Origin of the sequence: Streptomyces sp. NPDC046716, assembly GCF_040645755.1 — a bacterium.
Taxonomy (GTDB): Bacteria; Actinomycetota; Actinomycetes; order Streptomycetales; family Streptomycetaceae; genus Streptomyces.
Map to the genome: position 1 here is coordinate 79,688 of NZ_JBEYYU010000016.1, position 25,598 is coordinate 105,285.

Below are 25,598 nucleotides of genomic sequence, written 5' to 3' on the forward strand. Positions count from 1 at the left end.
GCATCCTGTCCGAACCCGTGAGCGAAGAGAGCACCACCGTGACGCATCCGTTTCTCGACCTGGCACCGTTGAGCGCCGAGCATTTCGCCTCCATCGAGGAGCGTGTGGCTCGTCTCATGGACACGTCACAGGATGTCGTGATCATGCAGGGTGAGGCGCTGCTGCCGCTGGAGGGCGCGATCCGCGGGACGGCGGCGCCCGGGACCGTCGCCCTGAACGTGATCACCGGCCCGTACGGGCAGACCTTCGGCGACTGGCTGCGCGACTGCGGGGCGACCGTGCACGATCTGGCGGTCCCCTTCCACACGGCGGTCACCGCGGAGCAGGTGCGGGCGGCCCTCGCCGAGCACCCCGAGATCGACTTCGTGTCGCTGGTGCACGCGGAGGCCGCGACCGGCAACACCAACCCCGTCGCCGAGATCGGCGAGGTCGTGCGGGCGCACGGCGCGCTGTTCTACCTCGACGCCGTCGCCTCGATCGCCGCCGAGCCGGTGCTGCCCGACGCGTGGGGCGTGGACCTGTGCGTGATCGGCGCGCAGAAGGCGATGGGCGGCCCGGCCGGCGTCTCGGCGGTGTCGGTGAGCGCCCGCGCCTGGGAGCGGATGACCGCCAACGAGCAGGCGCCGCGCCACTCCTATCTGTCGCTGCTCGACTGGAAGCAGCGGTGGATCGACGGCGGCCGGAAGGCGCTGCTGCACGCGCCCGCGCAGCTGGAGATGCTCGCGCTGGAGGCGTGTGTCGAGCGGATCGAGAGCGAGGGGCTCGATGCACTGATGGCGCGGCACGCCGGTGCGGCGGCCGCCACCCGCGCCGGGGCGCTGGCCCTGGGCGGCGGTCTCGAGCCGTACGTCCACGAGGCGCGGGACGCCGCGCCGGTCGCCACGACGCTGCGGGCGCCCGCCGGCACCGACGCCCGCGAGCTGGTCGCGAAGGCCCTCGCCGTGGACCCGGTGCTGCCGCTGGTCGCGGGCGGCGGGGCCCTCGCGCAGGAGATGATCCGCGTCAACCACTACGGTCCGCAGGCCACCCGCGGTGTCGTGCAGTCCTCGCTGGCCGCGCTCGGCGGCGCGCTCGCGGAGGCCGGGCACACGGTGGACCTGGAAGGCGCGCGCAAGGCGGTCGCGGCCGCCTGGAGCTGATTCTCCGCACGCAAACGCAGCGCCGCCCTTTCCCAGGGCGGCGCTTTTCTTTATTCTTCTCCGACATATTCTTCGTGGAATTCCCGGAGTAGCTTCCCGTATTACTTCTGCCCGCTTTTCCGGGACGTAAACACTAAGGTTTCAACAACGGGAAGCGACCTAATTCGGGCGGGAGTCCGAGCAGTTACAACGTTGTGACGTACTCCACAAGTACCGCGTTTTGCCCCTTATGATCGCCTCAAATCGCCATATTACGCGGCTGTTTCATGCGCGCACCCACCCGCGCGTGGTAACACACTTCGGCCGAGTACGTAACCCCTCCCCCGGATGCAATCCAAGAAATAGGTCGGTAAATTCAATTTGCATGACCGCCGCACAAGCGCAATTCCAGCTCGATCATCCAGGCGTCGCCGACGGCGCTGCGATCTGGCGTATCGCACGTGACTCGAAGGTGCTCGACCTCAACTCCTCGTACAGCTATCTGCTGTGGTGCCGTGATTTCGCGGCCACCTCCGTGGTGGCCCGCGACGAGCGGGGCGAGGTCGCCGGGTTCGTCACCGGCTACATCCGTCCGGAGCGCCCGCGCACCCTCGTGGTGTGGCAGGTCGCCGTGGACGAGGCCCACCGCGGGCACGGTCTGGCCGGCGAGCTCCTGGACGGACTGACGGCCAAGGTCCTGGGCGCCGGGCGGCCGGTCAGCACGGTCGAGACCACCATCACCCCGGACAACTCGGCGTCCCAGGCGCTGTTCCTGTCCTATGCCCGCCGGCACGGCGCCGGGGTGGCTCGAGAAGTCCTGTTCGACGCCGGCCTGTTCCCGGACGACGGGCACCTGCCCGAGGAGCTGTACCGCATCGGTCCCATCGGACCCGGCAGCACTCCCGCCTGACCTCGATCCCACCCACCGCGAACCCCCCTCAACTCGCTTCCCCAGAGGAGCTATTGCTGTGACCATCACCCAGCCGGACCTGAGCGTCTTCGAGACCCTTGAGTCGGAGGTGCGCAGCTACTGCCGCAGCTGGCCCACCGTCTTCGACCGGGCTCGGGGCAGCCGCATGTACGACGAGGACGGCCACGAGTACCTGGACTTCTTCGCGGGTGCCGGATCCCTGAACTACGGGCACAACAACCCGGTGCTGAAACGCGCGCTCATCGACTACCTGGAGCGGGACGGCGTCACGCACGGCCTCGACATGTCGACGTCGGCGAAGCGCAACTTCCTGGAGTCGTTCCAGAACATCATCCTGCGCCCGCGCGACCTGCCCTACAAGGTCATGTTCCCGGGCCCGACGGGCACCAACGCCGTCGAGTCCGCGCTGAAGCTGGCCCGCAAGGTCAAGGGCCGCGAGTCGATCGTGTCGTTCACGAACGCCTTCCACGGCATGTCGCTCGGCGCTCTCGCCGTGACCGGCAACGCCTTCAAGCGGGCCGGCGCCGGCATCCCGCTGGTGCACGGCACCCCGATGCCGTTCGACAACTATCTCGACGGGCAGACGCCGGACTTCATCTGGTTCGAGCGCCTGCTCCAGGACTCCGGCTCGGGTCTGAACACCCCCGCGGCCGTGATCGTCGAGACGGTGCAGGGCGAGGGCGGCATCAACGTGGCGCGCGCCGAGTGGCTGCGCAAGCTGGCCGACGTGTGCAAGCGCTGGGACATGCTGCTGATCGTCGACGACATCCAGATGGGCTGCGGCCGCACCGGTGCCTTCTTCTCCTTCGAGGAAGCGGGCATCACTCCGGACATCGTGACTGTTTCGAAGTCCATCAGCGGGTACGGACTCCCTATGTCCCTGTGCCTGTTCAAGCCGGAGCTGGACGTCTGGGAGCCGGGCGAGCACAACGGCACGTTCCGCGGCAACAACCCCGCGTTCGTGACGGCCGCCGCCGCCCTGGAGACGTACTGGACCGACGGCGCCGCGATGGAGAAGCAGACGCTGGCCCGCGGCGAGCAGATCGACGAGGCCCTGCGGGCGCTGCGCGACGAGTTCCCCGGCGACACCGTCGAGTACCGCGGCCGTGGCCTGGTGTGGGGCCTGGAGTTCAGCGACAAGGAGCGGGCGGGCAAGGTCGCCAAGCGCGCCTTCGAGCTCGGCCTGCTCATCGAGACGTCCGGCCCCGAGAGCGAGGTCGTCAAGCTGCTTCCGGCGCTGACGATCACGCCCGAGGAGCTGGAGGAAGGCCTGCGCACGCTCACCCGGGCTGTGCGCGAGACGGCCTGACACCTATTCAGTAACACTAGAGAGGCAGCAACTCACCGTGATTGTCCGTTCGTTCAAGGAGATCGAGAACACCGACCGGCACATTAAGTCGGCGACCGGTACCTGGGAGAGCAAGCGCATCGTCCTGGCCAAGGAGAAGGTCGGCTTCTCCCTGCACGAGACGATCCTCTACGCCGGCACGGAGACCGACATGTGGTATGCCAACCACATCGAGGCCGTGCTGTGCGTCGAGGGCGAGGCCGAGCTCGAGAACAGGGAGACCGGCGAGAAGCACTGGATCGAGCCGGGCACGATGTATCTCCTGAACGGCCACGAGCGCCACACGCTCCGGCCCAAGACGGACTTCCGCTGCGTGTGCGTGTTCAACCCGCCGGTCACCGGACGGGAGGACCACGACGAGAACGGCGTCTACCCGCTGCTGACCGAGGAGGGCTGAGCCAGATGACCACTGACCTGTATCCGACCCGTGGGTCCTCGGAAGTGGCGACGCCCCGGGTCGACCCGGTCGTCTGGTCAGCACCGGGCACGCGAGGCCCGATCCGTGAGTCGGACCTCGCGTGCTTCGAGCGGGACGGCTTCCTCGCGATCGACGAACTGATCGGCCCGGACGAGATAGGCATCTACCAGGCCGAGCTGAACCGCCTCGTCAACGATCCGGCCATGCGCGCCGACGAGCGCTCCGTCGTCGAGAAGAAGACGCAGGAGATCCGCTCGGTCTTCGAGATCCACAAGATCAGCGAGGTGTTCGCGAAGCTGGTCCACGACGAGCGCGTCGTGGACCGGGCCCGCCAGATCCTCGGCTCGGACGTCTACGTCCACCAGTCGCGGATCAACGTCAAGCCGGGCTTCGGTGCGAGTGGCTTCTACTGGCACTCGGACTTCGAGACCTGGCACGCCGAGGACGGCCTCGCGAACATGCGGACGGTGTCCGTCTCCATCGCCCTGACGGAGAACTACGACACCAACGGCGGGCTCATGATCATGCCCGGCTCGCACAAGACGTTCCTCGGCTGCGCGGGCGAGACGCCGAAGGACAACTACAAGAAGTCGCTGCAGATGCAGGACGCGGGCATCCCCTCGGACGAGGCGCTGACCAAGTTCGCCGACGCGCACGGCATCAAGCTGTTCACCGGCAGCGCGGGCTCGGCCACCTGGTTCGACTGCAACGCGATGCACGGCTCCGGGGACAACATCACCCCGTTCCCGCGGAGCAATGTCTTCATCGTGTTCAACAGCGTGGAGAACACGGCGGTGGAGCCGTTCGCGGCGCCCGTGCGGCGGCCGGACTTCATCGGGGCGCGGGACTTCACTCCGGTGCGGTGATCCCCGTACGCGGATGAGCTCCGCACGCGCACGAGTGGGGCGGGACCGGTCACGGTCCCGCCCCACCGGTGTGTCACAGGGCCGGGTAGTCCGTGTAGCCCGCCGCGCCGCCGCCGAAGAACGAGGACGAGTCGGGAGTGTTGTACGGGCCCTCGGTGCGCAGCCGGGCCGGCAGGTCCGGGTTGGCGAGGAACAGGGCGCCGAAGGTCAGGGCGTCGGCGAGGCCGTCCTCGATCAGGGTGAGCGAGGTGTGGTCGGTCGGGGTCTCGGTGAACGGGTTGAGGAAGAAGGGGCCGCTGAACCGCTTGCGCAGATCGGTGGTGATCTCGCGGGCGTCCGCGGTGGCCTCCAGGACGTGCAGGTACGCGAGGCCCAGCGGCTCGATCTCGGCGAGGAGGGCCTGGTAGGTCTCGGCGGTGTCGGTGGCCGGCATCGAGTTGTACGGGTTCAGCGGCGAGACGCGCAGCGCGGTGCGCTCGGGGCCGATGGCCTCGGCGACGGCCTTGACCACCTCGACGGCGAACCGGATCCGGTTCTCGACGCCGCCGCCCCATTCGTCGGTGCGCTCGTTGGAGCCCGGGGCGAGGAACTGGTGGATCAAGTAGCCGTTGGCCCCGTGCAGTTCGATGCCGTCGAAGCCTGCCTCGATCGCGCCGCTCGCGGCCGCGGCGTAGTCGGCGATCGTGGCGCGGACCTCGTCGCCGGTGAGCTCGCGCGGCGCGACGAAGTCCTGGAAGCCGTCGTTCGTGAAGGCCTTGCCCTCGGGAGCCACCGCGGACGGCGCCACCGGCAGGCCGCCCTCCGGCTGCAGCGACGGGTGGCTGATCCGGCCCGCGTGCATGATCTGGGCGAAGATCGTGCCGCCCGCCGCGTGCACGGCGTCGGTGACCTCGCGCCAGGACGCTATCTGCTCGGCGCTGTGCAGGCCCGGGGTCCAGGCATAGCCCTGGCCCACGGCGGAGGGCTGGATGCCCTCGGTGACGATCAGGCCCGCGGAGGCGCGCTGCGCGTAGTACTCGGCCGTCAGCCCGGTGGCGGTGCCACCGGCGCCTGCCCTGCTGCGGGTCATCGGGGCCATCACGATGCGGTTGGCGATCCGGGTGCCGGGGAGGTCGAACGGGTCGAAAGCGGTGGTCATGACTGCTCCGATCAACATCGGTACGGGTCCGCCACGGAAGATGTGTGGTCGGCCAATCAATTGCGCTGACGTCACTGTAGCTCATTACTTGGCCGACCAAGGTAATATTTGTGTGACGTCGGAAATCAGCCGCAGGAGCAGCCATGGAGTCCACACCCAAGGACGGCGAGCCCGTCTGTACCGCCCCCGTCCCGGCCGCCGCCCTCGGCGGCCCGGTCAGCCTCGCGCTGGCACGGGTGGCCCGGCTGCACCGCGCCGCGGCGGGCCGCAGTCTGCGCGGGCTCGGGCTCTACCCGGGGCAGGAGTTCGTGATGATGCACCTGTGGGACAAGGGGCCCGTACGGCAGTCGGAGCTGATCAAGGCGGTCGAGCTCGACCCGTCGACGGTCACCAAGATGCTGCAGCGGCTCGAACAGGCGGGACACGTGCGGCGCTCCCCCGACCCGGACGACCGGCGCGCGGTACGGGTGGAGGCGACGGAGCAGAGCTGCGGGCTCCGGAAGGACGTGTCCGACGCGTGGTGCGCCCTGGAGGAGCGGACCCTGGCCGGGCTCTCGGAGGCGGAGCAGACGGAGTTCGTGCGGCTGCTGGGGCTGGTGGAGGGCGGCCTCTGCCCCGAGGCCGGGGACTGCCGCTGACCGGTTTCCCCCGGATGACCGGTCACAGCCAGGCGAGCCGGGCCGCCTGGTCGAGGACGGCGCGGGCGGCCTCGGCGTCGCCGCCGGTGCCGCGGGGGACGGTGCCGGGATGCGCCCGTCCGCCGATCAGGAGGCAGAAGTCGACCGGATCCAGGGCGAGTTCGGCGCGGACCGGTTCGCCCTCCGCGCCGAGGATCCACTCGGTGCTGCGCGTCTCGTCGGTGACGGTGAGCGCGACCGGCGGAGCCTGCGGTCCCAGTGCCTGGCCGAGGATGCGCACCGCGAGACGGACCAGCCGCCACAGGTGGGCGACGGGCGGCGGGGGCACCGGCAGGGTCAGGGCGCGGCCGATGTCGTCGGTGTGGATCCAGGTCTCGAAGGCGCGGACCAGGAAGTGTTCGGCGACGGGCAGCCGGATGCCGAGCAGGGTGGTGACGCGGGCGGCCAGTTCGGGGTCGCGGGCGGCGTCGGTGCCGAGCAGTGCGGTGGCCTGCTCGCGCCAGGCCGCCACGGTCCGCCGCGGGGCGCGGCCGCGCTCGTGGGCGATCACCCGGTGGGTGCGGTCGGCCCAGGCGTCGCGCCAGCGGGTGCCCTCCGGGGGCTCGGCCGCGACCGGGGGCGTGCCCGGCGGCAGGCCCAGCCGGGCCGCGAGGTGCGCGTCGGCGGCGATCAGATGGGCGACCGTGTCCTGCACCGTCCAGTCGTGGATCACCGGGGTGTGCCAGGACGCGGCACCGTCCTGCTCCAGCTCGGCCAGCAGCGCCTGGAGGCCGGCGACCGCGGCGGCGTAGGGCTCGGCGTGCGCGGTGGTGGCGCGGGGCACGGGCGGGCGGCGGGCCAGGGTCCGGGTGAGGGCCGCGGGCAGACCGGCGGGCTCCGGGGACGGCGGCGGGCCGGGGTCCGGGCGGGGCCCGTCGAGGAGGCGGACCGTCTCCCGCAGCCGCTCCGCCTCCGCCGCGCACTCCTCGCAGTCGGCCAGGTGCACCGGGACGAGCCGCGCCTCGTCGGGCGGCAGGGCGTGTGCGGCCCAGGCGCCGAGCAGCTCACTCACCGTGGCGTGGTCCGGCGCGTTGCCGTGGGCGTCCTCCGCCGTCATGCGCGCGCTCCCTTCCGTGCGCCGCCCCGGGCGCGGGCGGTCGTCACGCACCCCTTTCATAGGCGGGATCGGGCGGATCCGCCAGGGTTTCGGCCAGGCGGTGCAGGGCGGTGCGCAGCCGGGTCTTGGCGGTGCCCTCGGGGATGCCGAGTTCCTGGGCCGCCTGCCGGTAGGTGCGGCCCGCGAAGTAGGCCAGGTGCACCACCTCCCTTTGCGGGAGCGGGAGTTCGGCCAGGGCGGAGTGGAGCAGCAGCGCGCGCTCTCGGTCGACGACCCGCTCGTCGGGTCCCGGCTCGTCGGCCGGGATGGCGTGCAGGGTCTCGTCGTCGGCGCCCGCCGCCTTGCGGTGCCGGGCCTCGCCGCGCACCCAGTCGACCGCCCGCCGGTGGGCGAGCATGCCGAGCCAGGTGCGCAGCGAGCCGCGGCGCGCGTCGAAGGCGTACGGGCGGGCCCACAGCTGGGCGAAGACCTCCTGCGCCACGTCGTCGGCGGCGCCCGCGGTCCGGGTCACCCGGACCGCGACCTGCCGCACGAACCCGGCGTAGGCGTGGTACAGCTCGGCGAGGGCCGCCTCGTCGCCGTAGACCAGGCGTCGGTGCAGTTCCGCGTCGGACGTGCGCCCGCCGGTGCGGTCCGCGGGATCGGTCGGGTCCGTGCGAGCCACCGGCACCACCGCCTCAAGAAGGCTCTGGTGCCTTCCTAGCGTCCGGCGGGCGCGGACGCCAGGGTTCAGCGCGACAGTGCGGCGAGCAGCCGGTCGACGTCCTCGGCCGTGTTGTACAGATGGAAGGACGCCCTCAAGTTGCCCGCCCGGTCGGAGAGTTCGACACCGGCGTCGTGCAACTCCGGCCGGCGCACGCCGAGGCCGGGGACGGAGACGATGGGTGAGCCGGGGGCCGGCACCGGCTCGTGGCCCAGTCCGGCGAGGCCCGCGCGGAAGCGGTCGGCGAGCGCCAGGTCGTGGGCGCGGATCGCCTCCGGTCCCAGCTCCTCGATCAGCTCCAGCGAGCGGCGGGCGCCCGTGTACGCGATGAGGCCGGGGGACTCGTCGAAGCGGCGGGCGGAGCGGGCGAGCTCGGTGACCGGTCCGTAGCAGGAGTCCCAGGGCTTCTCCCCCGCGACCCAGCCGCCGAAGACGGGGATCAGTTCGTCCGGGTCGCCCGGACCGATGAAGAAGGCTGCGCCGCGCGGGCAGGTGAGCCACTTGAAGGCGACGGAGGAGACGTAGTCCGCCGCGGCGGCGTGCTCGGCGAGGGGGAACCAGCCGGCCGCCTGGGACGCGTCGACGTAGAGGCGGGCGCCGTGCGCGCGGGTGGCGGCCCGCAGGTGGGTCAGGTCCGCGATCCGGCCGTCCGCCGACTGGGCGGCGCTGACCGCGACCAGGGCCGTCCCGGGCCGCACCGACTCGGCGAGCGCGTCCAGCGGGACGGTGCGCACCTTGAGGTCCTGCCGTACGTGGAAGGGGTTGATGGTGGAGCTGAACTCGCCCTCGGCGACGAGGACTTCGGCACCCTCGGGCAGCGAGGCGGCGATCAGCCCGGTGTAGACGGCGACGGACGCGCCCGTCGCGACCCGGGAGACCGGGACCCCGGCGATCCGGGCGAAGGCCGCCCGCGCCTCCTCCGTGTCCGTGAAGAGGGAGTCGAGGGGGCGGCCTTCGGCCATCGCGGTGATCGCCGCGTGCATCGCCCGCACCGCGCGGGCGGGCAGCAGGCCGGAACTGGCCGTGTTCAGGTAGCTGGTGGCAGGGGTGTACTCGGCGCGGACCAGGTCCGTGTCGAGCTGTCGGGACGCACCGGAGGTCTCCATGCCCCCCACTGTGCCCCGCCGCCAACTACCCGTCCATTGCGTATGTTTGAGCAGTACCTCTAAGAGGCCCTTATCAGTGCAGGTCAGGCCTGCGGGACCGCGCACCCGTCGGGGCCGCAGGCGTCGCCGCCCGCGGTGTCGATGACGGTCAGCGGGGAGCGGGCGTCCCACGCCTGGGTCAGCGCCTGGGTGAAGACCTCGGCGGGCTGGGCGCCGGAGACGCCGTACTTGCGGTCGAGGACGAAGAACGGCACGCCGGTCGCGCCGAGCTCGGCCGCCTCGCGCTCGTCGGCGCGCACCGCGTCGGCGTAGGCGTCGGGGTCGGCGAGGACGCCGCGGACGTCGGCCTCGGCGAGGCCCGCGCCGACGGCGAGCCGTACGACGTGCTCCTCGTCGGCGAAGACCGACTCCTTGTCGACGAAGTTGCCCTTGTACAGCGCGTCGATCAGGGCGTCCTGGACGCCCTTGTCCCGGGCCAGGTGGAGCAGGCGGTGCAGGTCGAAGCTGTTGCCGTAGTCGCGGCCCTCGGTGAGGTAGGGCAGGCCGAGGGAGGCCGCCTGCTGGCCGAGGCCCTGCTCGTTCGCCGCGGCCTGGGCCTCGCTGATGCCGTACTTCTTCGCGATGTGCGGGACGACGAGACCGGTCTCGCCCTTCTTGACGGTCGGGTCCAGCTCGAAGGAGCGGTGGACGACCTCGACCTCGCCCTTGTGCGGGAAGGCATCGAGGGCCTGCTCGAACCGGGACTTGCCGATGTAGCAGAAGGGGCAGTTGATGTCGGTCCAGATCTCGACGCGCATGAGGGTCTCTCGCTCCAGCTGATCGGCGTGTTCACGTCCTGACGGGCAGGGGGTGCCCTGCGCCGTACCAGTACAACCGGATGCCGCCTCCGGTCATTCCCGGGGCAGGTCGAGCCGCAGCTCGCGGTGGTGGCCGGAGCCGGTCCCGGCGCCGTGCCAGCCGTGCGCCGCGTAGAAGGCCTGGGCCCGCTCGTTGTCCCGGTGCACGTCCAGCAGGGCCTCGGTCATCCCGTCCACCTGCCACTGCTCGACGCAGGCGGCGTGCAGTTCCGTACCGATGCCGTGGCGCCAGTGGGCGGGGTCGGTGTGCAGCTGGAAGAGCTTGACCGTGGTGCCGTACGGGGCCTCGTCCGGGCGGCGGAAGGAGGCGATGCCGACCAGCTCGCCGCCGCGCACGCAGACCAGGACGTGGGCGCGGGGCCGGACGATGGCCTCCGTCCACCGCTCCTGCCACAGCTCGGGGCTGTCGCCGTCCGGGAATCCGTCGGGGTAGTAGGTGGCGCGGGCCCGCTGGTGCAGGGCGGTGATGGCGGGGGCGTCGGCGGGCACGGCGGTACGGATCATGCCCGACAAGACGGCCGCCCCACCCCCACGGTTCCGCCCACCTCGCTCGGAGTCACTGCGATCACGGCCTGCGGCCCGCCTCGCCGGGCCCGCTGTGCACGCGGCCTGCTGTCAGCCCCGCCAGGGGCACTGTGATCGCGGGTCACCACCCGCCCCGCCAGGGGCGCGGGGAACTGCGCGAGAAGCCCCACCGGGGCGCACCCGCCAACGGCGCTGCACCGACCCCCCTCTGAAGCGCTCACCCCGCACCGGGGTGCCGCCTTGCCCACCCTGCCGCCCTGGGGGTCCCCCCGGACGGAGTCTGGGGGATGGCAGACTGCCCAAGGCGGGGCGGGACGGCGCACCCGGCGTGATTCAGGACCCGTCGCGGAGGTCCTCCGGAAAGCCCGGCCGGAACTCGATGTGGTCGAAAGAGACCTCGCACCCGTCACCGGTCGGCGACTGCGCCAGAAACCCGACCAGCGGCGGCGCCGACGCCTCGTCCCCGAGCGCGAACACCCGCACGAAGGTCCACGTCTCCCCGTCGACGGAGGCGTGGAACGCGAAGGCCGACCCGGTACGACTGACCCGCAGCCACACCGTGCGCCCCGGCACCACGAAGGAGTTGGCGTCGTCGGAGCGCCCGCGCGTGACGACCGTGCAGATGGTCGGCTCTGCCGGTGAGCGCTCGTAGCAGAGCTTGGCCCATTCCCGGTCGCCCACATGGACGTAGAGCACACCGGCGTCGAAGTCGCCCGCGAACCCGACGGTGACCCGCGCGCTGAACCTGAAGTCGCCGTCGGGCGCGCCCAGCAGCCGCGGCGCGTCGGACGCGGGGTCCAGCGCGTCGCCGGCCGGCGGCACGAAACGGTCCTGGCGGGCACCGGCCCGGCCGGTGAGCACGCCGTCCTCGTACGACCAGTGGCCGTCGGGTCCGTAGGCGTTCAGGGAAAAGGGCAGTTCGGGGAGGTGCAGTTCCATGGCGGTCAGTTTTCCAGCCGTCCGTTGAAGCGCCGCGGCAGCCCCAGCGGATTGCCGTCGCGCAGCTCGGGCGGGAGCAGGGCCTCCGGCGCGGTCTGGTACGTGACCGGGCGCAGCCAGCGCTCGATCGCCGTGCCGCCGACGGAGGTGGAGGTGGAGGTGGTCGCCGGGTACGGGCCGCCGTGGTGCTGGGCGGGCGCGACGGCGACGCCGGTCGGCCAGCCGTTGACGAGGACGCGGCCCGCGATGGGCGTCAGCTCGGTGAGCAGCTCGGCTCCCCGGCCCTCGCCCGCGGCCTCGGCCGAGGACAGCTGGACGGTGGCGGTGAGATTGCCGGGCAGCCGGGAGACGACGGCGGTGATCTCGTCGGCGGTCTCGTAGCGGGCGACCACCGTGACCGGGCCGAAGCACTCCTCCAGGAGCAGATCGTGGGCGCCGCCCGCGACGGCGAGGCGCGCGGCCGGGACCGTGAGGAAGCCGGGCGAGACCGTGTGGTCGCCGCCCGCGCCGGGCGTGACCGGGGCGGACACGTCGGGCAGCTCGGCGCGCTCGGCGACACCGGCGATGAAGTTGTCCCGCATGCGGTGGTCGAGGAGGACGCCCCCGGCGGTGTCGCTGACGGCCGCGGTGAGCGCCTTGACCAGGGTGTCGCCCGCCTCGCCCGCGGGGGCCAGGACCAGTCCGGGCTTGACGCAGAACTGGCCGACGCCGAGGGTCATGGAGCCCGCGAGCCCGGCGCCGATCGCCTCGGCGCGCTCGGCGGCGGCGGCCTCGGTGACGACGACGGGGTTGAGCGACCCCAGCTCGCCGTGGAACGGGATCGGGGTGGGCCGCGCGGCGGCCGCGTCGAAGAGCGCCCGGCCGCCGCGGACCGAACCGGTGAAGCCGGCGGCCGCGACCAGCGGGTGCCGGACCAGCTCGACCCCGGCGTCGAAGCCGTGGACGAGACCGAGGACGCCCTCGGGGATGCGGTGCTGCGCGGCGGCCCGGCGGATCACGGAGGCGACCAGCTCGGAGGTGCCGGGGTGGTCGGGGTGGGCCTTCACCACGACCGGGCAGCCGGCCGCGAGCGCGCTCGCCGTGTCGCCGCCGGGGACGGAGAAGGCGAAGGGGAAGTTCGAGGCGGAGTACACCGCGACGACGCCCAGCGGGATCTTGTAGCGGCGCAGGTCAGGGATGGGCGGGGTCGCAGTGTCGTCGGGGTGGTCGATGACGACGCCCAGGAAGGCGCCCTCGTCGACGATGTCCGCGAAGGCCCGCAGCTGGAAGCAGGTGCGGGCGAGTTCACCGGTGAGCCGGACCGGGCCGAGGGCGGTCTCCGCGTCGGCCGCCTCGACCAGGTGTTCCTTGGCGGCGTCGAGCAGCTCGGCCGCGGTGCGCAGGAACGCGGCGCGCGCGGTGCGGTCGGCGAGGGCCGGCCGGGCGGCGTCGGCGGCGCGGACCGCCTGGTCCACCTCCTGGGCCGTGGCTTCGACCGCGACCTGCTCCCGCTGCTTCCCGGTTCGGGGGTCCACACTCCAGACTGGTGCTGCTGCGTCTGCCACGTCTCCCACGGCTGATTCCTCCAGCTTTTCTCGCGGCTCGGCGGACGAGTCCCGAGGGTCGTTCGATATACTGAACGCTGTCTCTGTTGATGAACAATACGGAGACTATTTCTCGTCGAACGAAGGGGTCAAGGGCGATGTCGGCAGGCGAGACGGGGGCCGCGGCGGGTGGCGCGCAGGTCAAGTCGGCGGTGCGCACGGTGGAGTTGCTGGAGTACTTCGCGGGCCGTCCCGGGATGCACTCCCTGGCCGCGGTCCAGGAGGCCGTGGGCTATCCCAAGTCCAGCCTCTACATGCTGCTGCGGACCCTCGTCGAGCTGGGCTGGGTGGAGACCGACGCGACCGGCACGCGGTACGGGATCGGGGTGCGGGCGCTGCTCGTGGGCACCTCGTACATCGACGGCGACGAGGTCGTGGCCGCGGCCCGGCCGACCCTGGACCGGCTCTCCGACGACACCACGGAGACGATCCACCTGGCGCGCCTCGACGGCACGAACGTCGTCTATCTCGCGACCCGCCAGTCGCAGCACTATCTGCGCCCCTTCACGCGCGTGGGCCGCCGGCTGCCCGCGCACTCCACCTCGCTCGGCAAGGCGCTGCTGGCCACCCACACCGACGAGCAGGTCCGCAAGCTGCTCCCCGAGGCGCTGCCCGCGCTGACCGAGCACACGATCACCGACCGCGAGCAGCTCATCGAGGAGCTGCACACGGTGCGCGAGCAGGGCTTCGCGGTGGACCGCGAGGAGAACACGCTGGGGCTGCGCTGCTTCGGCGTCGCGATCCCGTACCGGACCCCGGCCCGGGACGCGATCTCCTGCTCGGTGCCGGTGGCCCGGCTGACGCCCGCGCACGAGCAGATGGTCAAGGACGCGCTCTTCGACGCCCGGGACCGGCTGACCCTGGCCACGCGCCGCCTCTGACCGGACACCACCGGTGGCCGCCGCGGGGCGTTGGGTGAGAGCTTCCTGAGAAAGTCTGTGAAAAGCGTCGCTATCGGAACGAAACCCTTCGCTCCGCTCGTCCTCTGGGCGGGATGAACAAGACGATCAGACGAGCCTCCGTCTTCTGTCTGCTGCTCGTGCTCGCCCTGCTGGTCAGGGTGACATGGGTGCAGTTCTACGACGGCCAGGCCCTCGCGGACGACAAGAACAACCGGCGGACCGTGATGCAGCAGTACGCGCATCCGCTGGGCGACATCATCGTGGGCGGAAAGGCGGTGACCGGCTCCGCGAAGACGGATACCGACAGCGATCTCGCGTACAAGCGGACCTATACGGACGGCTCGCTGTACTCGGCGGTGACCGGATACACGTCACAGGTCTACGGCTCCACCCAGCTGGAGTCCCTCTACCAGGGCGTGCTCGACGGCACCGACAACCGGATCAAGAACCCCGTGGACCTGCTCACGGGGAAGAGCACCAAACCCGGTGACGTGATCACGACGGTCGACCCGGGTGTGCAGAAGGCCGCGTACAAGGCGCTCGGTGACAAGAAGGGCGCCGCCGTCGCCGTCGACCCGGAGACCGGGAAGATCCTCGGCATGGTCTCGACGCCGTCGTACGACCCGTCGACGATCAGCGGTTCGGGCTCCTCGGACGCCTCGGCGTGGAAGAAGCTGGCGGCCGACAAGGACCAGCCGACGCTGAACCGCGCCCTGAAGCAGGCGCTGCCGCCCGGCTCGACGTTCAAGCTGGTGGTCGCGTCGGCCGCGCTGGAGAACGGGCTGTACAAGTCGGTCGACGAGCGGACCGACTCCCCGAACCCGTATCTGCTGCCCGGCACGCGCACGTACCTGAAGAACGAGAGCGCGTCGGCCCCCTGCGAGAACGCGACGCTCAGGACGGCGCTCCAGTACTCCTGCAACAACGTCTTCGGCAAGATCGCCGCCGAGCTCGGGGAGAAGAAGCTCAAGGCGATGGCCGACAAGTTCGGCTTCGACAACGCCAAGCAGGACGTGCCGGTGCGGGCCGCCCAGAGCGTCTACCCGTCCGGCATGGACGACGCGCAGACGGCGCTGACCGGTATCGGCCAGTTCGACGTCACCGCCACCCCGCTGCAGATGGCGATGGTGTCGGCCACGCTCTCCAACGACGGCCTCCAGGCGTCGCCGCACATGGTGTCCGAGGTGACGGACGCGGACGGGGACACGGTCAAGTCGTTCGCGGACTCCGACACCGAGCGGGTCGTCAGCGCGTCCACCGCGAAGCAGTTGCGGTCGGCGATGGAGACGGTCGTCGACGAGGGCACGGGAACCAACGCCCGGATCTCCGGGGCGACCGTGGGCGGCAAGACCGGTACGGCGCAGCACGGCGAGAACAACAGCCAGACGCCGTACGCCTGGTTCACCTCGTACGCGAAGGACGACTCGTCGGGGAAGTCCGTCGCCGTCGCGGTGGTCGTGGAGCAGTCGGACGCGGCCCGCTCCGAGGTCAGCGGCAACGGGCTGGCGGCGCCGATCGCGCAGGCGATGATGAAGGCGGCGCTGAAGAGCTGACGCCTAGCGGCGGCGCTTCATGAGCGCCCGCAGCGGCCCACGGCGGACCGGGGCCGGGGACGACGGGTCCCCGGCCCCGGTCGTCGTTTCCAGCGGCAGGGGCCGCTTGTACCAGCGGTAGACGACCCAGGTGCCGCAGGGTTCCCAGCCCTCGGGAGCGGCGTCGCCGGGGCGGGCCGGCTCCCTGCGGTACTCCCAGCGCCCGGGGCGCTCGGGGTCGCGCCGGCAGACGAAACGGCCGAGGTCGTCGATCTCCCGCAGCTCCCAGCCGTCGGCGCCGAAGCGGTCCAGGAGCGCGGCGTCGGCGTAGGTGTCGGCGGTCCAGCGCCAGATCTCGACGTGCTCGTCGGGCGCGGCCGGCCCGGGGGCCAGCCGACGGGCCAGGTCGGCGGCCGGGCCGTACGCGTCCGCCGGGTCGGTGCCGCCGGACCGCGCGGCGAGCTCGGCGACCGTCTCGGTGACATGACCGGGCGGCAGGCCGTGGCCACGCAGGTGCCGGGAGAGCTCGTCCCAGTACGCCGCCGTCGCCCCGTCACCCACGCGCTCCCGCCCTCCCTGCCGTTCCCGCACACCTGGTCGGACCATCAATCTAGACGGGCCGCGGCCGAATCCCGCCCCCGCATGTCCGATATCACGGACGACCTTCGAATCCCCGTACGTCACGCTGGTACGCTCTCGCATCCCGCCGAGCCGCACTGTGAGGGAGGATTCAGCGTGAGTACCGTCGTGGACTTCGAAGACGGCCCCGCCTCCGCCGAGTTCCACGCCTTCTTCGAACGGCATCACGCAGAACTCGCCCGCCTCGCCCATCTGTTGACCGGTGAGGCGGACGCCGCCGACGACCTCGCGGCCGATGCGCTGCTGGCGCTCTGGCACCGCTGGGACCGGGTGCGCGCGGCCGAGCATCCGGTGGCGTACGCGCGGGGCGTCGTCGCCAATCTCGCCCGCACCCGGATCCGCAGCGCCGTCCGTGAGCGGCGGCGGGTGGCGCTGTTCTGGTCGGGCCGGCAGGACCGGACCGAGGGCCCCGACGTGCCGGCCGTCGTCGATGTGCAGGACGCGCTGCGCGAACTGCCGTTCCGCAAGCGGGCGTGCGTGGTGCTGCGGCACGCGTTCGACCTGTCGGAGAAGGACACGGCGCTCGCCCTCGGGATCTCGGTGGGTACGGTGAAGAGCCAGACGTCCAAGGGCATGGCCGAGTTGGAGCGACGCCTGGGGCAGGGCGGGGTGCACGGCATCGCGCCCCGGCGCGTCCCCGCGGTCGGGGCGCCCGCGCTCGATGCCACGGAAGGGGGCCGGCGATGAGCGACGAGCTGCGCCGTCGGCTGCGCCACGCCGCCGACGCGCACCGGCCCGACCGGGAGCGGATGCTGGCCCGGATCGAGCGCGGCATGGCCGAGCCGCCGGCCGCCGACGCTCCCCCCGAGGGGCGTGGGCCCGCCGTCGGCTGGGTGCGGATCGCCGGGGTGACCGCGGGTGTCGCGGGGGCGCTCGCGGTGGGCGGCTTCGCGGTCGGCGCGGCGCTGCGGCCCGACGACGGGCCCCGGCAGACGGTCGCGGTCTCGCCGTCGCCCGGCACGGCGTCGCCCGACGCCACCGCGCGTGAGCGCACGCCCACCGCATCGCCGACCGGCAGCCCGTCGGCGTCCGCGCCGCAGCGGCCCCCGGCCTCGTCGGCCCCCGCGAAGCCGTCGGGCGGCACCGGCACCACGACGCCGGCCGCGCCGGGCCCGGAGACCACCTCGGACGGCCCGCTGTGGTCGGACGGCTCGGTGGACCCGGGATCGAGCGAGTACTGGAGCCAGAGCGATGTCACCTTCAGGACCCGGGAACAACTCGACTCCCTCACCGTCGAGTTGCGGGTCGCCCAGACCGGCGGCGTCGCGGACACCGGCAACTGGCGCACACTGCCCGCCGAGGACTTCACGGTGTCCGTCGCCGAGCACGACGGGTTCCTGGTGTTCCGCTGGCGGTTGAAGCCCGGGAGGACCGTGCCGAGCGGGGAGTTCGTCTTCGCCGGGCAGTACAACCACAGCGCGGGCGGCCGGGACGCCGGGAAGGACACGTACACGGTGTCGGCGCAGACGGCCGACGGTGAACGGGCCGCGGTGGGCGGCGACTTCGCGTAGCCCGCGGCGACCCGGCAACCTTTCCGCGCGGGGCGACCACTCCTGGGCATGAGACGAAAGCTCCAGCATCCCCCACGCCACCGTCGCCGCCTCAGCAGAAGGCGTACGACGATCGGTGGCCTCGCCGCGCTCGCCCTGACCGGCGGCGCCCTCGCCACGACGACCTTCATCGGGTCCGCGGGCGCCGCGACCGCCTGGCCGAGCGCCAAGGGCGAGCAGGCCGTGAGCAGCACCATCGCCGTGTCCGGCACGCTCGACGGCGGGTACAAGCGCTACTACGGCTCCGGCGACCTGGGCGGCGACGGCCAGGACGAGGGCCAGGACCCGATCTTCAACCTGGCGGACGGCGCCACCCTGAAGAACGTCATCATCGGCTCCCCCGCGGCCGACGGCGTGCACTGCGCGGGCAGTTGCACGCTCCAGAACGTGTGGTGGGAGGACGTCGGCGAGGACGCGGCCACCTTCAAGGGCAAGTCGACGTCGTCCGTGTACACGGTGTACGGCGGCGGCGCGAAGAAGGCCTCCGACAAGGTGTTCCAGTTCAACGGCGCCGGAAAGCTGGTCGTCACCAAGTTCCAGGTCTCCGACTTCGGCAAGCTGGTCCGCTCCTGCGGCAACTGCTCGACGCAGTACAAGAACCGGAACATCATCGTCAACGACGTCGACGTGACCGCGCCGGGCAAGTCGATCGTCGGCATCAACTCCAACTACGGCGACACGGCGGCGCTGCGCAACGTCCGGATCCACGGCGACAGCAGCAAGAAGATCAAGCCGTGCGTCCGCTACAACGGCAACAACACCGGTGCCGAGCCCACCGAGGTCGGCAGCGGCCCCGACGGCACGTACTGCAACTACACGGCCTCGGACCTGACGTACGACTGACCCGAACCGGGGCGCCCCGTCGGCGGGGCGCCCCCGTCCCCTACTCGACGAAGTACGTGGGGTTGGGGAACTTGAACGTCTTGTCGGCGTAGCCGCCCTGGAGGTCGGAGTACTGGTCGCCGAAGTTGCCGACGATGTCGTAGCCGAGGGACTCGATGTGGTGCCGGGTGCCCGACTTGTACTGCACCGTGGTGCAGTTCCAGGCGGCCGCGGTGGCGCAGTCGCTCAGGTAGGCGGGCGGGTTGGCGGTGTCCTTGAGGAAGAGGTGACCGGCGTCGAGATTGACGTCGATGCCGACCTTCTTCAGGTTCTCCACGGCCCCGGCGCGCTGCGACTCCTTGAGCCCGGAGTTGTAGAAGACCGTGACACCCTTGCGGGCCGCGTACCGGACGAGCTCCGGGGTCCCGGGCACGGCGGGTCGGTCGGCCTTGGCCACATAGTCGGCCCAACTGGCACTGTTGTACGTGTAGTTGGTCTTGATCTCGTAGTCGAGGCTGAGCAGCAGCGTGTCGTCGATGTCGAAGACGACGGCGGGCTTCTTCCCGTGCCCGCCGTGCCCCTTGCTCACCTTGGCCGCCTTGTCGATGGATCGCTCGGCCTTGGCGGTGACGCGCGCCATGTCGTCGGCGTACGCGCTGTCCGGCGCGGCCTGCCACACGCCGTCGGCGTCCTGGGTGGCGCCGTAGTAGCTCTTGATCTCGTTCACGAGCTCGCCGATGTTGTGCGGTTCGGCGGTCGTGTTCCCGTTCGGGTGATCAGCGCTGGCGGCACCCGTCCCGTAGACGACGCCGCCCGCGAGGGCGCAGGCCGCGGCGAGGCCCGCGATTCTGATGGAACTCCGCATGTGATGTCTCCCCAATCCGGCCCGAGGCACGCGGGGGCGTGCCAGATCACGCACTGTCTACGCGCATCACACGCGCAGGGCGAGCCCCTTTACTCGATCGATATCCGACCCACAGGCGACGAGGCCGCCACCGCGTCGTTTTCAGGGCCATTGCCCAGGTGTGAACCGCACTTGACCTGGTGTTGAACCCAGGCACCTAAGGTCGACTGACACAGCTGAAACCGATGGAGCAAGGACGGATCACCGTGACTTCCGGAGTCACCCTCGCCACCGCGGGACACGGCCCGTCCCCCGTGATCCTCGGCGCCTTCCTGGTGGGCGGCATCATCGCGATCTGGACCGGAATGAACTGGGCGCTCGACCTGCGCGGGATCACCACCCGGCGCTGGGAGCGCATCCGCCACAGGCAGCACGGCCCCTGGGACGTGACGGGCACGGCCGGCGACCTCGACGCCACGGGCGACCTGCTCGCACGCCCCGGCTATCTGCGTCTCCTGGGCGCGGTGATGGCCCTGGCCGGGCTGCTGCTGATCCTGGTCGCGTACGCGTTGTGGCAGCTGGGCTGAGGGGCCGGGACCGCGGGCCGGGCTCTAGGGAGTCCCGGTCATGACCCTGGCGGGCGCCACGGGAGCGTCCGCCTCCCACCAGACACGGGCCGCGCCCACTCGGCCCCGCACGCCCAGCTTCGCGTAGGCGCTGTGGAGATGCCCCTTGACCGTCGCCGACGTGACATGGAGCTTGCGGGCGATCTCCCCGTTGGAGAATTCACCGACCACCAGGGCGACGATCTCGCGCTCGCGCGGCGTCAGCCCGTCGACGAGCAAGCGAGACTGCCGCTCGCTGGGCCGCCCCGCCCCCGCTCCCGACCGGTTCTCGGCCATCCACGCGAGGACGTCCGGTGAAGCGGCGAAGGAACCCGCCGCCGAGGCCCGCACCGCCCACCCGAGGTGCTTGTCCAGGCTCCGGCCGCTGAGAATCCCTCCCGCCGGACAGTGGAACGAAGAAAGCGACGTCTTGAAATTCGTCTCGTTCGTGACAACGAGAACAGCACAGTCACCCACCGCGCGAGCGACGGAATCCGCTACCCGTCCGATCTCGCCCCCTTCACTCGAGACGCAGATCAAAACGTCCGGGCGAAATTCCCAGAGAAGATCCGAAACGGCCGATACGACGCCGACGGACACCACTTTGATCTGTGGATCGGCCGCGCAGACAGCCAGGACCCCATAACGCATCAATTCGTCATCCGCCAGGACTCCGACTCTGATGCGCCCAGGCCCAAACACTTCGCACCCCATCGTCCCCCCTGAAGCATCACGCCCATGGCGTCCCCCACAGATGCCATGATCAACAATCATTGACGACAGGTTCACGGCAAGTCAAGTCATGGCAAAGTAGGGGTGATTCAATAGCACCCACATCACCTTGGGTCCACCCTCCGGACGGCTGGATTCCGTTCGCGTTCCCACCTCCGGGCGGGGTCACGGACACCCGCCGCGCTCCCCACGATGGTCGCGCAAGCACGCCACTACCGAACCCGTGGAGGTTCCCGTGAGACGACTCAAGTACGTCGCGACGATCTGCACCACCGTGATCGCCCTGTCGAGCGCCGCGCCGGCGTTCGCCGGATACCGGCTGTCGCCGACCGGCTATGCCAGGTCGTACGGCCAGGTCCATGCCTATATCGAGCAGTTGACCAACGGTGGCTCGGGGGTGTCGAAGGTGCAGTACGTCCGTGAGGCGAGCCAGGGGACGCTGCGCACGATCTGGAACAAGAGCGGCGCGGGCACGACCGTGAGCAGCGGCTCGGGCAGCACGCTCGTGCAGCACCGGACCTGCGAATGGGTTCCGGACAACGACGACAAGTGCAGCTCTTACCACGTCCACTGATCCACCGGCCGGCCCACTCTCCGTTCCACCCGGGGCGCGCTCCGCACAAGGGATGTACGTACGTGAAAACTGGAAATACCGGACCTGGGAGAAAACCCCTCGAAGTCCGGGGGTTGCACTACTCCCTGGCTGATCGCGCCCTGCTCTCCGGGATCGAACTGGCCGTGGGGCGGGGCGAGTCGCTCGCCGTGGCCGGGGAGAGCGGCAGCGGAAAGAGCACGCTGCTCAGCTGCATTCTCGGTCTCATCAAGCCCGGCAAAGGAGAGATCAGGGTCAACGGGAGCAATATCGCCGCGCTTTCCGGGAGGCGGCTCGAGCGGCACCGCGCCCGGAACGTCGGCATGGTTTTCCAGTTCGGTGAACTTCTTCCCGAGCTGACTCCCGTGGAGAATGTGAGCCTTTCCGCGCTGCTGGCGGGCACCGCACCGCACACCGCGTACGAGAAGGCCGAGCGGCTCCTCGGCCAGCTCGGTGTGCCGTACGGGACGACGCCCACCTCACGGCTCTCCGGCGGGGAGCGGCAACGCACCGCCGTGGCACGGGCGCTGATGAACGAACCCGCCGTCCTGCTGGCCGACGAGCCGACCGGCGCCCTGGATTCCCGTACGCGCGACGAGGTCGCCGACCTTCTGTACGGGGTCCCGGGGCAATGGGGCTGTGCGCTCGTCGTCGTCACCCATGACGAGGACGTGGCGCAGCGGGCGGATGCCCGCCGCACGCTCCGCGGGGGCACACTCGATCCGCTGGCCGAGGTGGGTTCGTGAACACGACCACCGCCCGGCAGCTCCTGCGCATCGGGCGCCGCTCCGCGCGCACGGCCGCGGGCTTCTCGACCCGGCTGGTCGCCCTGTTCCTCGCCGCCGCGTCCCTCGCCTTCGGGCTGTCGGTGTTCGCCGCGATCCGCGCCGGATACGACGGAGTCGACCAGCGCCTGGAGGACCGCCGCCGGTTCGCCGCTCTCGTGCGGGCGGAACAGAAGAAGGCCGAGCCCGCCCTGCTGGCGCGCGACGGCTTCGGCGTCACCGACGGCAGGCAGCACAGCCTCATCTGGGTCCGGCCGGGTACGGCGGACCCGCTCCTGCCGCCCGGCGTCACCGCCCTGCCGGGTCCCGGCGAGGCCGTCCTCTCCCCCGGGCTGCTCGAAGCCCTCACCGAGGAGGGCGCGCGGGACCGGTACGGCCGGGTCGTCGGCACCATCGCCCCGGACGGCCTGGCCAACCCGGGTGAGCATCTCGGTTACGCCCACCCCACCGACACGCAGTACAACGCCGAGTTCATGTCCCGGTCGCTCGGCGACTACGGCGATCCGCTCTGGATCCAGGGCGAGGACCGCTTCCGTCAGCTGATCTACCTGCTCCTCGCCCCCGCCGCCGTGCTCACGGTCGTGGCGGCCCGCACGGGCTCGGCGTCACGGGACACCCGGACCGCGCTGGTCAGCGCGCTCGGCGGCCGGGCCCACCATCGGCTGCTGCTCCACCTCGGGGAATCGGCCGTGCCCGTGGCGGCGGGGGCCGTGGCCGGTCTGCTCCCGGCGGTGGCCCTGCTCGTCGCGGGCGAGATCCGGCTGCCGTACACGGGCTACCGGCTCTCGGCGCACGATCTGCTGCGCTGGTGGTGGACGCTGCCCACCGCCGCGGCGGCCTCGGTGTTCGTCGTGCTCGCCGCGGTCTGCCTGCTGCACCGCACGCCGGGCCGGCGGACGCACACGAGCACGCGCCTCGCCGCCCGCCGCCCTCAGTTGCTGCGCCTGGGCGGTTGGCTGTGTCCGCCGCTGCTCGCGGTGACCGTATGGGTGCCCCAGTTCCTCGATCCGCTGACGCAGGGGCCGCTGCGCGATCAGATCCGTATCGCCGGGACGGTCGGCGTGCTGCTGACCCTTCCCTGTCTGATCGCCGTGGCGGCGGCGGCCTTCGGCGACCGGCTCGCGACCGCGGCGGGGCGCAGGGGTTCCGCCGCCGCGCTGATCGCGGGCCGCTATGCCCACGCGCACCCGGCCCAGACCGCACGCCTCGTGGCGGGGGTGGCCGCGGCCCTGGTGGTCGTGACCCAGGTTCAGCTGGCGACCTCGGCGACCGGCGCGACGACGAAGCAGCTCACGGCGGTCCAGGACAGGATCGGCTCGGGCGTCCTCAGTCTGTCCGTGCACACGCACAGCCTTCCCCGGGAGAAGGCGCGCCGCATCGTCGGCGCACTCGAGCTGCCGGCGGGCACGGCCGTCGTCGCCGTCGTCCCGACCGGGAACAAGGGGCTGACCTCCGTGCTGCAGGCGCCCTGTCCGACGCTGCGCAGCATCCGTCTCGACTGCGGGGACGGTCGTCCCCTGGCTGCGGACGCTCCCGAACACGTCCGGCTGGCCGCCGCGTGGAGCAGCCGGACGGTGCCCGACAGCCGGACGGGCACGGTCTGGCCCGACTCCGTGTGGGGAGGCGGCGGACGCAAGGCCCACGAGGAGGCGCAGTTGCTCCTCGTCTCCCCCGACGGCTCCGCCCTGCCGTTCGTCTCTCTCGACCGGCAGTTGCGCGCGGCGGTGCCCACCGCCGCGACGAACCTTTCGCCGCCCGGCGACGAGTGGCTGGCCGGTACCCGGCACAGCACCGCTCAGGGACGTTGGGTCCCGCTCTTCGCGCTTCCCGGCGTCCTCATGATCGCCGCGGCCGTCATGCTGGCCAACCTGGCCGGGTTCCTGCGCTTCGGCGGCGCCCTCGCCCCGGTGAGCGTGCTGGCCGGGAACCGTCGAGTCCATCGCGGTGCGGCGGCCTGGGCCCTGCTCGCGCCCATGGTGGCCACCGTCGTGGTCAGCACGGTCGTCGCCTTCTGGCTGGCGGTGCCCAAGGAACTCCCGCAGGAGGGCATCGAACTCTCCCCCGGCCTCGCACTGTCGGCCGCCGGCGCCCTGACCGTCCTCGCCGTGGTGACCTGGTGGTGGGGAAGCCGTTCGGCGATCCGGCAGGCCTCCGTGTGGCAGCCGTCGGGTGGCTGACGCACCGGGGTGCGGCGGTCTGTCAGTTCATCGTCGCGCCGATGGTGGAGCTGCCCGTCGTCAGGAACGTCGTCGCGGGGAGCGTGCCGCTGGACGAGCGGGCGTTGTACGTCGTCGTCGCGTTCGTCGAGAGGAAGGAGGGCGTCGCGATTCCCGAGTCCCAGTTGTTGCCCGCCGACGTCACCGACCCGCTCTTGCTGACCGAGCCGGAACCGTTGCCCACCGCGAGGTTCTTGCCGAGCTTCGCGGAGCCGGTGGCGAAGTAGTAGCCCCACTTGGCGTTGGCGTAGGCGGTGGTGCGGTTGATGACGATGGCGCCGGTGTTGGAGTTCTCGGTGAAGCCGTTGCCCTTGTTGTCCCAGGCCGCGGAGTTGTTGACGACGTGAGCGACGGTGTCGCCGTCGCCGCCGAGCTTGTAGCCGTTGCCGTCGCCCGCGAACGCGGAGTCGGACCAGCGGTTCTGGCCGTTGCCGAACGACCAGGAGTGTTCGATCGTCACCGGTGAGGCGAAGGACCACAGGTCGATGCCGTCGTCCGAGTTGTTGTACATGCGGGCGCCGGTCACCAGGTTGCCGGAGCCGGAGCCGTACTTGACGGCGATGCCGTCCGCGTTCTCGCCGTGGTTGGCGGGGTCGTAGTTGCCGTAGGAGTCGATGTTCTTGACCGTGTTGTTCACGGTGGCGTCGCCGGTGAGCGTGAAGCCGGAGTCGCCGTTGTTGATCGTCTTGATGTTGTTCCAGGTCGTGCCCGTGCACGACTGGCAGACGACGGCGCTGTCCGGGGAGTTCTGGAAGGTGATGCCGGAGACGTTCCAGTAGTCGGCGGTCAGCTTGAAGATCCAGTCGCCGGAGGGCAGCGAGGAGCCGTCGATCTTGACGGTCTCGCTGCCGTACGCCTGGAGGGTGACGGGCGACGAGGCCGTGCCGTTGGCCGTCGACTGGAGGGTCTCGGTCGGGTAGTAGGTGCCCGCCCTGACCTGGATCACGGTGCCGGCCGACGCGGCGGAGATCGCCGCGTCCAGTTCGGCGGTGGTGTCGACGACGACGGTGGCGGCCTGGGCGTGGCCGGGCAGGACGAGGACGGCCGCGCCCGTGGTCACTGCGCAGGCGAGGGCGAGCCGGAGGGTACGACGGAACATGTGCGGGTCCTTTC

General features: G+C 71.3%; 27 protein-coding genes. 15 read left to right on the plus strand and 12 right to left on the minus strand.

The window, feature by feature from the left end; translation table 11 throughout:
* The first annotated feature begins 38 nt into the window (after positions 1–38).
* The 5 genes from ABZ930_RS14965 to thpD all read left to right on the plus strand — a co-directional run bounded on the left by ABZ930_RS14965 (position 39) and on the right by thpD (position 4,681).
* Positions 39–1,139 carry an aminotransferase class V-fold PLP-dependent enzyme gene (locus tag ABZ930_RS14965; protein WP_361547239.1) on the plus strand — a complete coding sequence of 367 codons (1,101 nt, stop codon included), beginning with the start codon at positions 39–41 and terminating at the stop codon, positions 1,137–1,139.
* 364 nt (positions 1,140–1,503) lie between these two features.
* Positions 1,504–2,028, plus strand: coding sequence for a diaminobutyrate acetyltransferase (ectA, locus tag ABZ930_RS14970; protein ID WP_351458365.1), 525 nt, complete (start codon positions 1,504–1,506; stop codon positions 2,026–2,028).
* A 58-nt stretch (positions 2,029–2,086) separates the two neighbouring features.
* The gene (gene ectB / locus ABZ930_RS14975) at positions 2,087–3,358 is read left to right on the plus strand and encodes a diaminobutyrate--2-oxoglutarate transaminase (RefSeq protein WP_361547071.1); all 1,272 of its coding nucleotides are present in this window, start codon (positions 2,087–2,089) and stop codon (positions 3,356–3,358) included.
* Between the two features lie 37 nt (positions 3,359–3,395).
* Positions 3,396–3,794, plus strand: a complete 399-nt coding sequence (locus ABZ930_RS14980) for an ectoine synthase (RefSeq protein ID WP_018533388.1) — start codon at positions 3,396–3,398, stop codon at positions 3,792–3,794.
* Between the two features lie 5 nt (positions 3,795–3,799).
* Complete coding sequence (thpD, locus tag ABZ930_RS14985; RefSeq protein ID WP_361547074.1) at positions 3,800–4,681, plus strand: ectoine hydroxylase; 882 nt, start codon at positions 3,800–3,802, stop codon at positions 4,679–4,681.
* A 73-nt stretch (positions 4,682–4,754) separates the two neighbouring features.
* Here the strand turns inward: thpD and ABZ930_RS14990 are convergent, their stop codons facing one another.
* A complete protein-coding gene (locus ABZ930_RS14990) occupies positions 4,755–5,819 on the minus strand; it encodes an alkene reductase (RefSeq protein WP_361547077.1) in 1,065 nt (354 codons plus the stop codon).
* 143 nt (positions 5,820–5,962) lie between these two features.
* Here ABZ930_RS14990 and ABZ930_RS14995 point away from each other — a divergent pair, with 143 nt between their 5' ends.
* Positions 5,963–6,457 carry a MarR family winged helix-turn-helix transcriptional regulator gene (locus ABZ930_RS14995; protein ID WP_361547080.1) on the plus strand — a complete coding sequence of 165 codons (495 nt, stop codon included), beginning with the start codon at positions 5,963–5,965 and terminating at the stop codon, positions 6,455–6,457.
* Positions 6,458–6,479: 22 nt separating this feature from the next.
* Here the strand turns inward: ABZ930_RS14995 and ABZ930_RS15000 are convergent, their stop codons facing one another.
* The 7 genes from ABZ930_RS15000 to ABZ930_RS15030 form a co-directional block, all read right to left on the minus strand.
* Positions 6,480–7,553: a maleylpyruvate isomerase family mycothiol-dependent enzyme gene (locus ABZ930_RS15000; RefSeq protein WP_361547083.1), complete on the minus strand. Its 1,074-nt coding sequence runs from the start codon at positions 7,551–7,553 to the stop codon at positions 6,480–6,482.
* A gap of 43 nt (positions 7,554–7,596) precedes the next feature.
* Positions 7,597–8,217 (minus strand): sigma-70 family RNA polymerase sigma factor, encoded by a 621-nt coding sequence (locus tag ABZ930_RS15005; RefSeq protein ID WP_361547086.1) that lies wholly within the window; start codon positions 8,215–8,217, stop codon positions 7,597–7,599.
* Positions 8,218–8,282: 65 nt separating this feature from the next.
* Positions 8,283–9,362 carry an aminotransferase class V-fold PLP-dependent enzyme gene (locus ABZ930_RS15010; RefSeq protein ID WP_361547089.1) on the minus strand — a complete coding sequence of 360 codons (1,080 nt, stop codon included), beginning with the start codon at positions 9,360–9,362 and terminating at the stop codon, positions 8,283–8,285.
* An 83-nt stretch (positions 9,363–9,445) separates the two neighbouring features.
* Positions 9,446–10,159 carry a DsbA family oxidoreductase gene (locus ABZ930_RS15015; RefSeq protein WP_361547092.1) on the minus strand — a complete coding sequence of 238 codons (714 nt, stop codon included), beginning with the start codon at positions 10,157–10,159 and terminating at the stop codon, positions 9,446–9,448.
* Between the two features lie 93 nt (positions 10,160–10,252).
* Positions 10,253–10,723 carry a GNAT family N-acetyltransferase gene (locus ABZ930_RS15020; protein ID WP_361547095.1) on the minus strand — a complete coding sequence of 157 codons (471 nt, stop codon included), beginning with the start codon at positions 10,721–10,723 and terminating at the stop codon, positions 10,253–10,255.
* A 354-nt stretch (positions 10,724–11,077) separates the two neighbouring features.
* A complete protein-coding gene (locus ABZ930_RS15025) occupies positions 11,078–11,683 on the minus strand; it encodes a DUF1349 domain-containing protein (protein ID WP_361547097.1) in 606 nt (201 codons plus the stop codon).
* A gap of 5 nt (positions 11,684–11,688) precedes the next feature.
* Positions 11,689–13,197, minus strand: a complete 1,509-nt coding sequence (locus ABZ930_RS15030) for an aldehyde dehydrogenase (NADP(+)) (protein ID WP_361547100.1) — start codon at positions 13,195–13,197, stop codon at positions 11,689–11,691.
* Positions 13,198–13,364: 167 nt separating this feature from the next.
* On the opposite strand from ABZ930_RS15030, the gene ABZ930_RS15035 reads away from it, so the two are divergent.
* Together ABZ930_RS15035 and ABZ930_RS15040 are read left to right on the plus strand one after the other, a co-directional pair.
* Positions 13,365–14,147 (plus strand): IclR family transcriptional regulator, encoded by a 783-nt coding sequence (locus ABZ930_RS15035; RefSeq protein WP_361547103.1) that lies wholly within the window; start codon positions 13,365–13,367, stop codon positions 14,145–14,147.
* A gap of 113 nt (positions 14,148–14,260) precedes the next feature.
* Positions 14,261–15,721 carry a penicillin-binding transpeptidase domain-containing protein gene (locus ABZ930_RS15040; protein WP_361547106.1) on the plus strand — a complete coding sequence of 487 codons (1,461 nt, stop codon included), beginning with the start codon at positions 14,261–14,263 and terminating at the stop codon, positions 15,719–15,721.
* A 3-nt stretch (positions 15,722–15,724) separates the two neighbouring features.
* On the opposite strand, the gene ABZ930_RS15045 is transcribed toward ABZ930_RS15040, so the two are convergent.
* On the minus strand, positions 15,725–16,261 hold the full coding sequence (locus ABZ930_RS15045; protein WP_361547109.1) for a hypothetical protein: 537 nt from the start codon (positions 16,259–16,261) through the stop codon (positions 15,725–15,727).
* A 174-nt stretch (positions 16,262–16,435) separates the two neighbouring features.
* Between ABZ930_RS15045 and ABZ930_RS15050 the strand changes: the two genes are divergently transcribed.
* From ABZ930_RS15050 to ABZ930_RS15060, 3 genes are read left to right on the plus strand one after another with little or no spacing between them, the layout of a single operon-like run.
* Entirely contained in the window at positions 16,436–17,026 is a 591-nt protein-coding gene (locus ABZ930_RS15050; protein ID WP_361547112.1) for a SigE family RNA polymerase sigma factor, read from the plus strand.
* The gene (locus ABZ930_RS15055; protein WP_361547115.1) at positions 17,023–17,850 is read left to right on the plus strand and encodes a hypothetical protein; all 828 of its coding nucleotides are present in this window, start codon (positions 17,023–17,025) and stop codon (positions 17,848–17,850) included. The genes ABZ930_RS15050 and ABZ930_RS15055 overlap by 4 nt, the downstream gene beginning before the upstream one ends.
* A 48-nt stretch (positions 17,851–17,898) precedes the next feature.
* Positions 17,899–18,732: a pectate lyase gene (locus tag ABZ930_RS15060; protein ID WP_361547118.1), complete on the plus strand. Its 834-nt coding sequence runs from the start codon at positions 17,899–17,901 to the stop codon at positions 18,730–18,732.
* 40 nt (positions 18,733–18,772) lie between these two features.
* On the opposite strand, the gene ABZ930_RS15065 is transcribed toward ABZ930_RS15060, so the two are convergent.
* Positions 18,773–19,576 (minus strand): HAD family acid phosphatase, encoded by an 804-nt coding sequence (locus tag ABZ930_RS15065; protein WP_361547121.1) that lies wholly within the window; start codon positions 19,574–19,576, stop codon positions 18,773–18,775.
* 245 nt (positions 19,577–19,821) lie between these two features.
* Here ABZ930_RS15065 and ABZ930_RS15070 point away from each other — a divergent pair, with 245 nt between their 5' ends.
* The gene (locus ABZ930_RS15070; protein WP_361547124.1) at positions 19,822–20,142 is read left to right on the plus strand and encodes a hypothetical protein; all 321 of its coding nucleotides are present in this window, start codon (positions 19,822–19,824) and stop codon (positions 20,140–20,142) included.
* A gap of 24 nt (positions 20,143–20,166) precedes the next feature.
* Here ABZ930_RS15070 and ABZ930_RS15075 read toward each other — a convergent pair whose 3' ends face one another.
* On the minus strand, positions 20,167–20,811 hold the full coding sequence (locus ABZ930_RS15075; protein ID WP_361547127.1) for a LuxR C-terminal-related transcriptional regulator: 645 nt from the start codon (positions 20,809–20,811) through the stop codon (positions 20,167–20,169).
* Between the two features lie 316 nt (positions 20,812–21,127).
* Here ABZ930_RS15075 and ABZ930_RS15080 point away from each other — a divergent pair, with 316 nt between their 5' ends.
* The 3 genes from ABZ930_RS15080 to ABZ930_RS15090 all read left to right on the plus strand — a co-directional run bounded on the left by ABZ930_RS15080 (position 21,128) and on the right by ABZ930_RS15090 (position 24,446).
* Positions 21,128–21,466: a hypothetical protein gene (locus ABZ930_RS15080; protein WP_361547129.1), complete on the plus strand. Its 339-nt coding sequence runs from the start codon at positions 21,128–21,130 to the stop codon at positions 21,464–21,466.
* Between the two features lie 113 nt (positions 21,467–21,579).
* On the plus strand, positions 21,580–22,230 hold the full coding sequence (locus tag ABZ930_RS15085; RefSeq protein ID WP_361547132.1) for an ABC transporter ATP-binding protein: 651 nt from the start codon (positions 21,580–21,582) through the stop codon (positions 22,228–22,230).
* The gene (locus tag ABZ930_RS15090) at positions 22,227–24,446 is read left to right on the plus strand and encodes a hypothetical protein (protein WP_361547135.1); all 2,220 of its coding nucleotides are present in this window, start codon (positions 22,227–22,229) and stop codon (positions 24,444–24,446) included. Before ABZ930_RS15085 ends, ABZ930_RS15090 begins: the two co-directional genes overlap by 4 nt.
* A gap of 22 nt (positions 24,447–24,468) precedes the next feature.
* On the opposite strand, the gene ABZ930_RS15095 is transcribed toward ABZ930_RS15090, so the two are convergent.
* Positions 24,469–25,584, minus strand: coding sequence for a right-handed parallel beta-helix repeat-containing protein (locus ABZ930_RS15095; protein ID WP_361547138.1), 1,116 nt, complete (start codon positions 25,582–25,584; stop codon positions 24,469–24,471).
* Between the last annotated feature and the right edge of the window lie 14 nt (positions 25,585–25,598).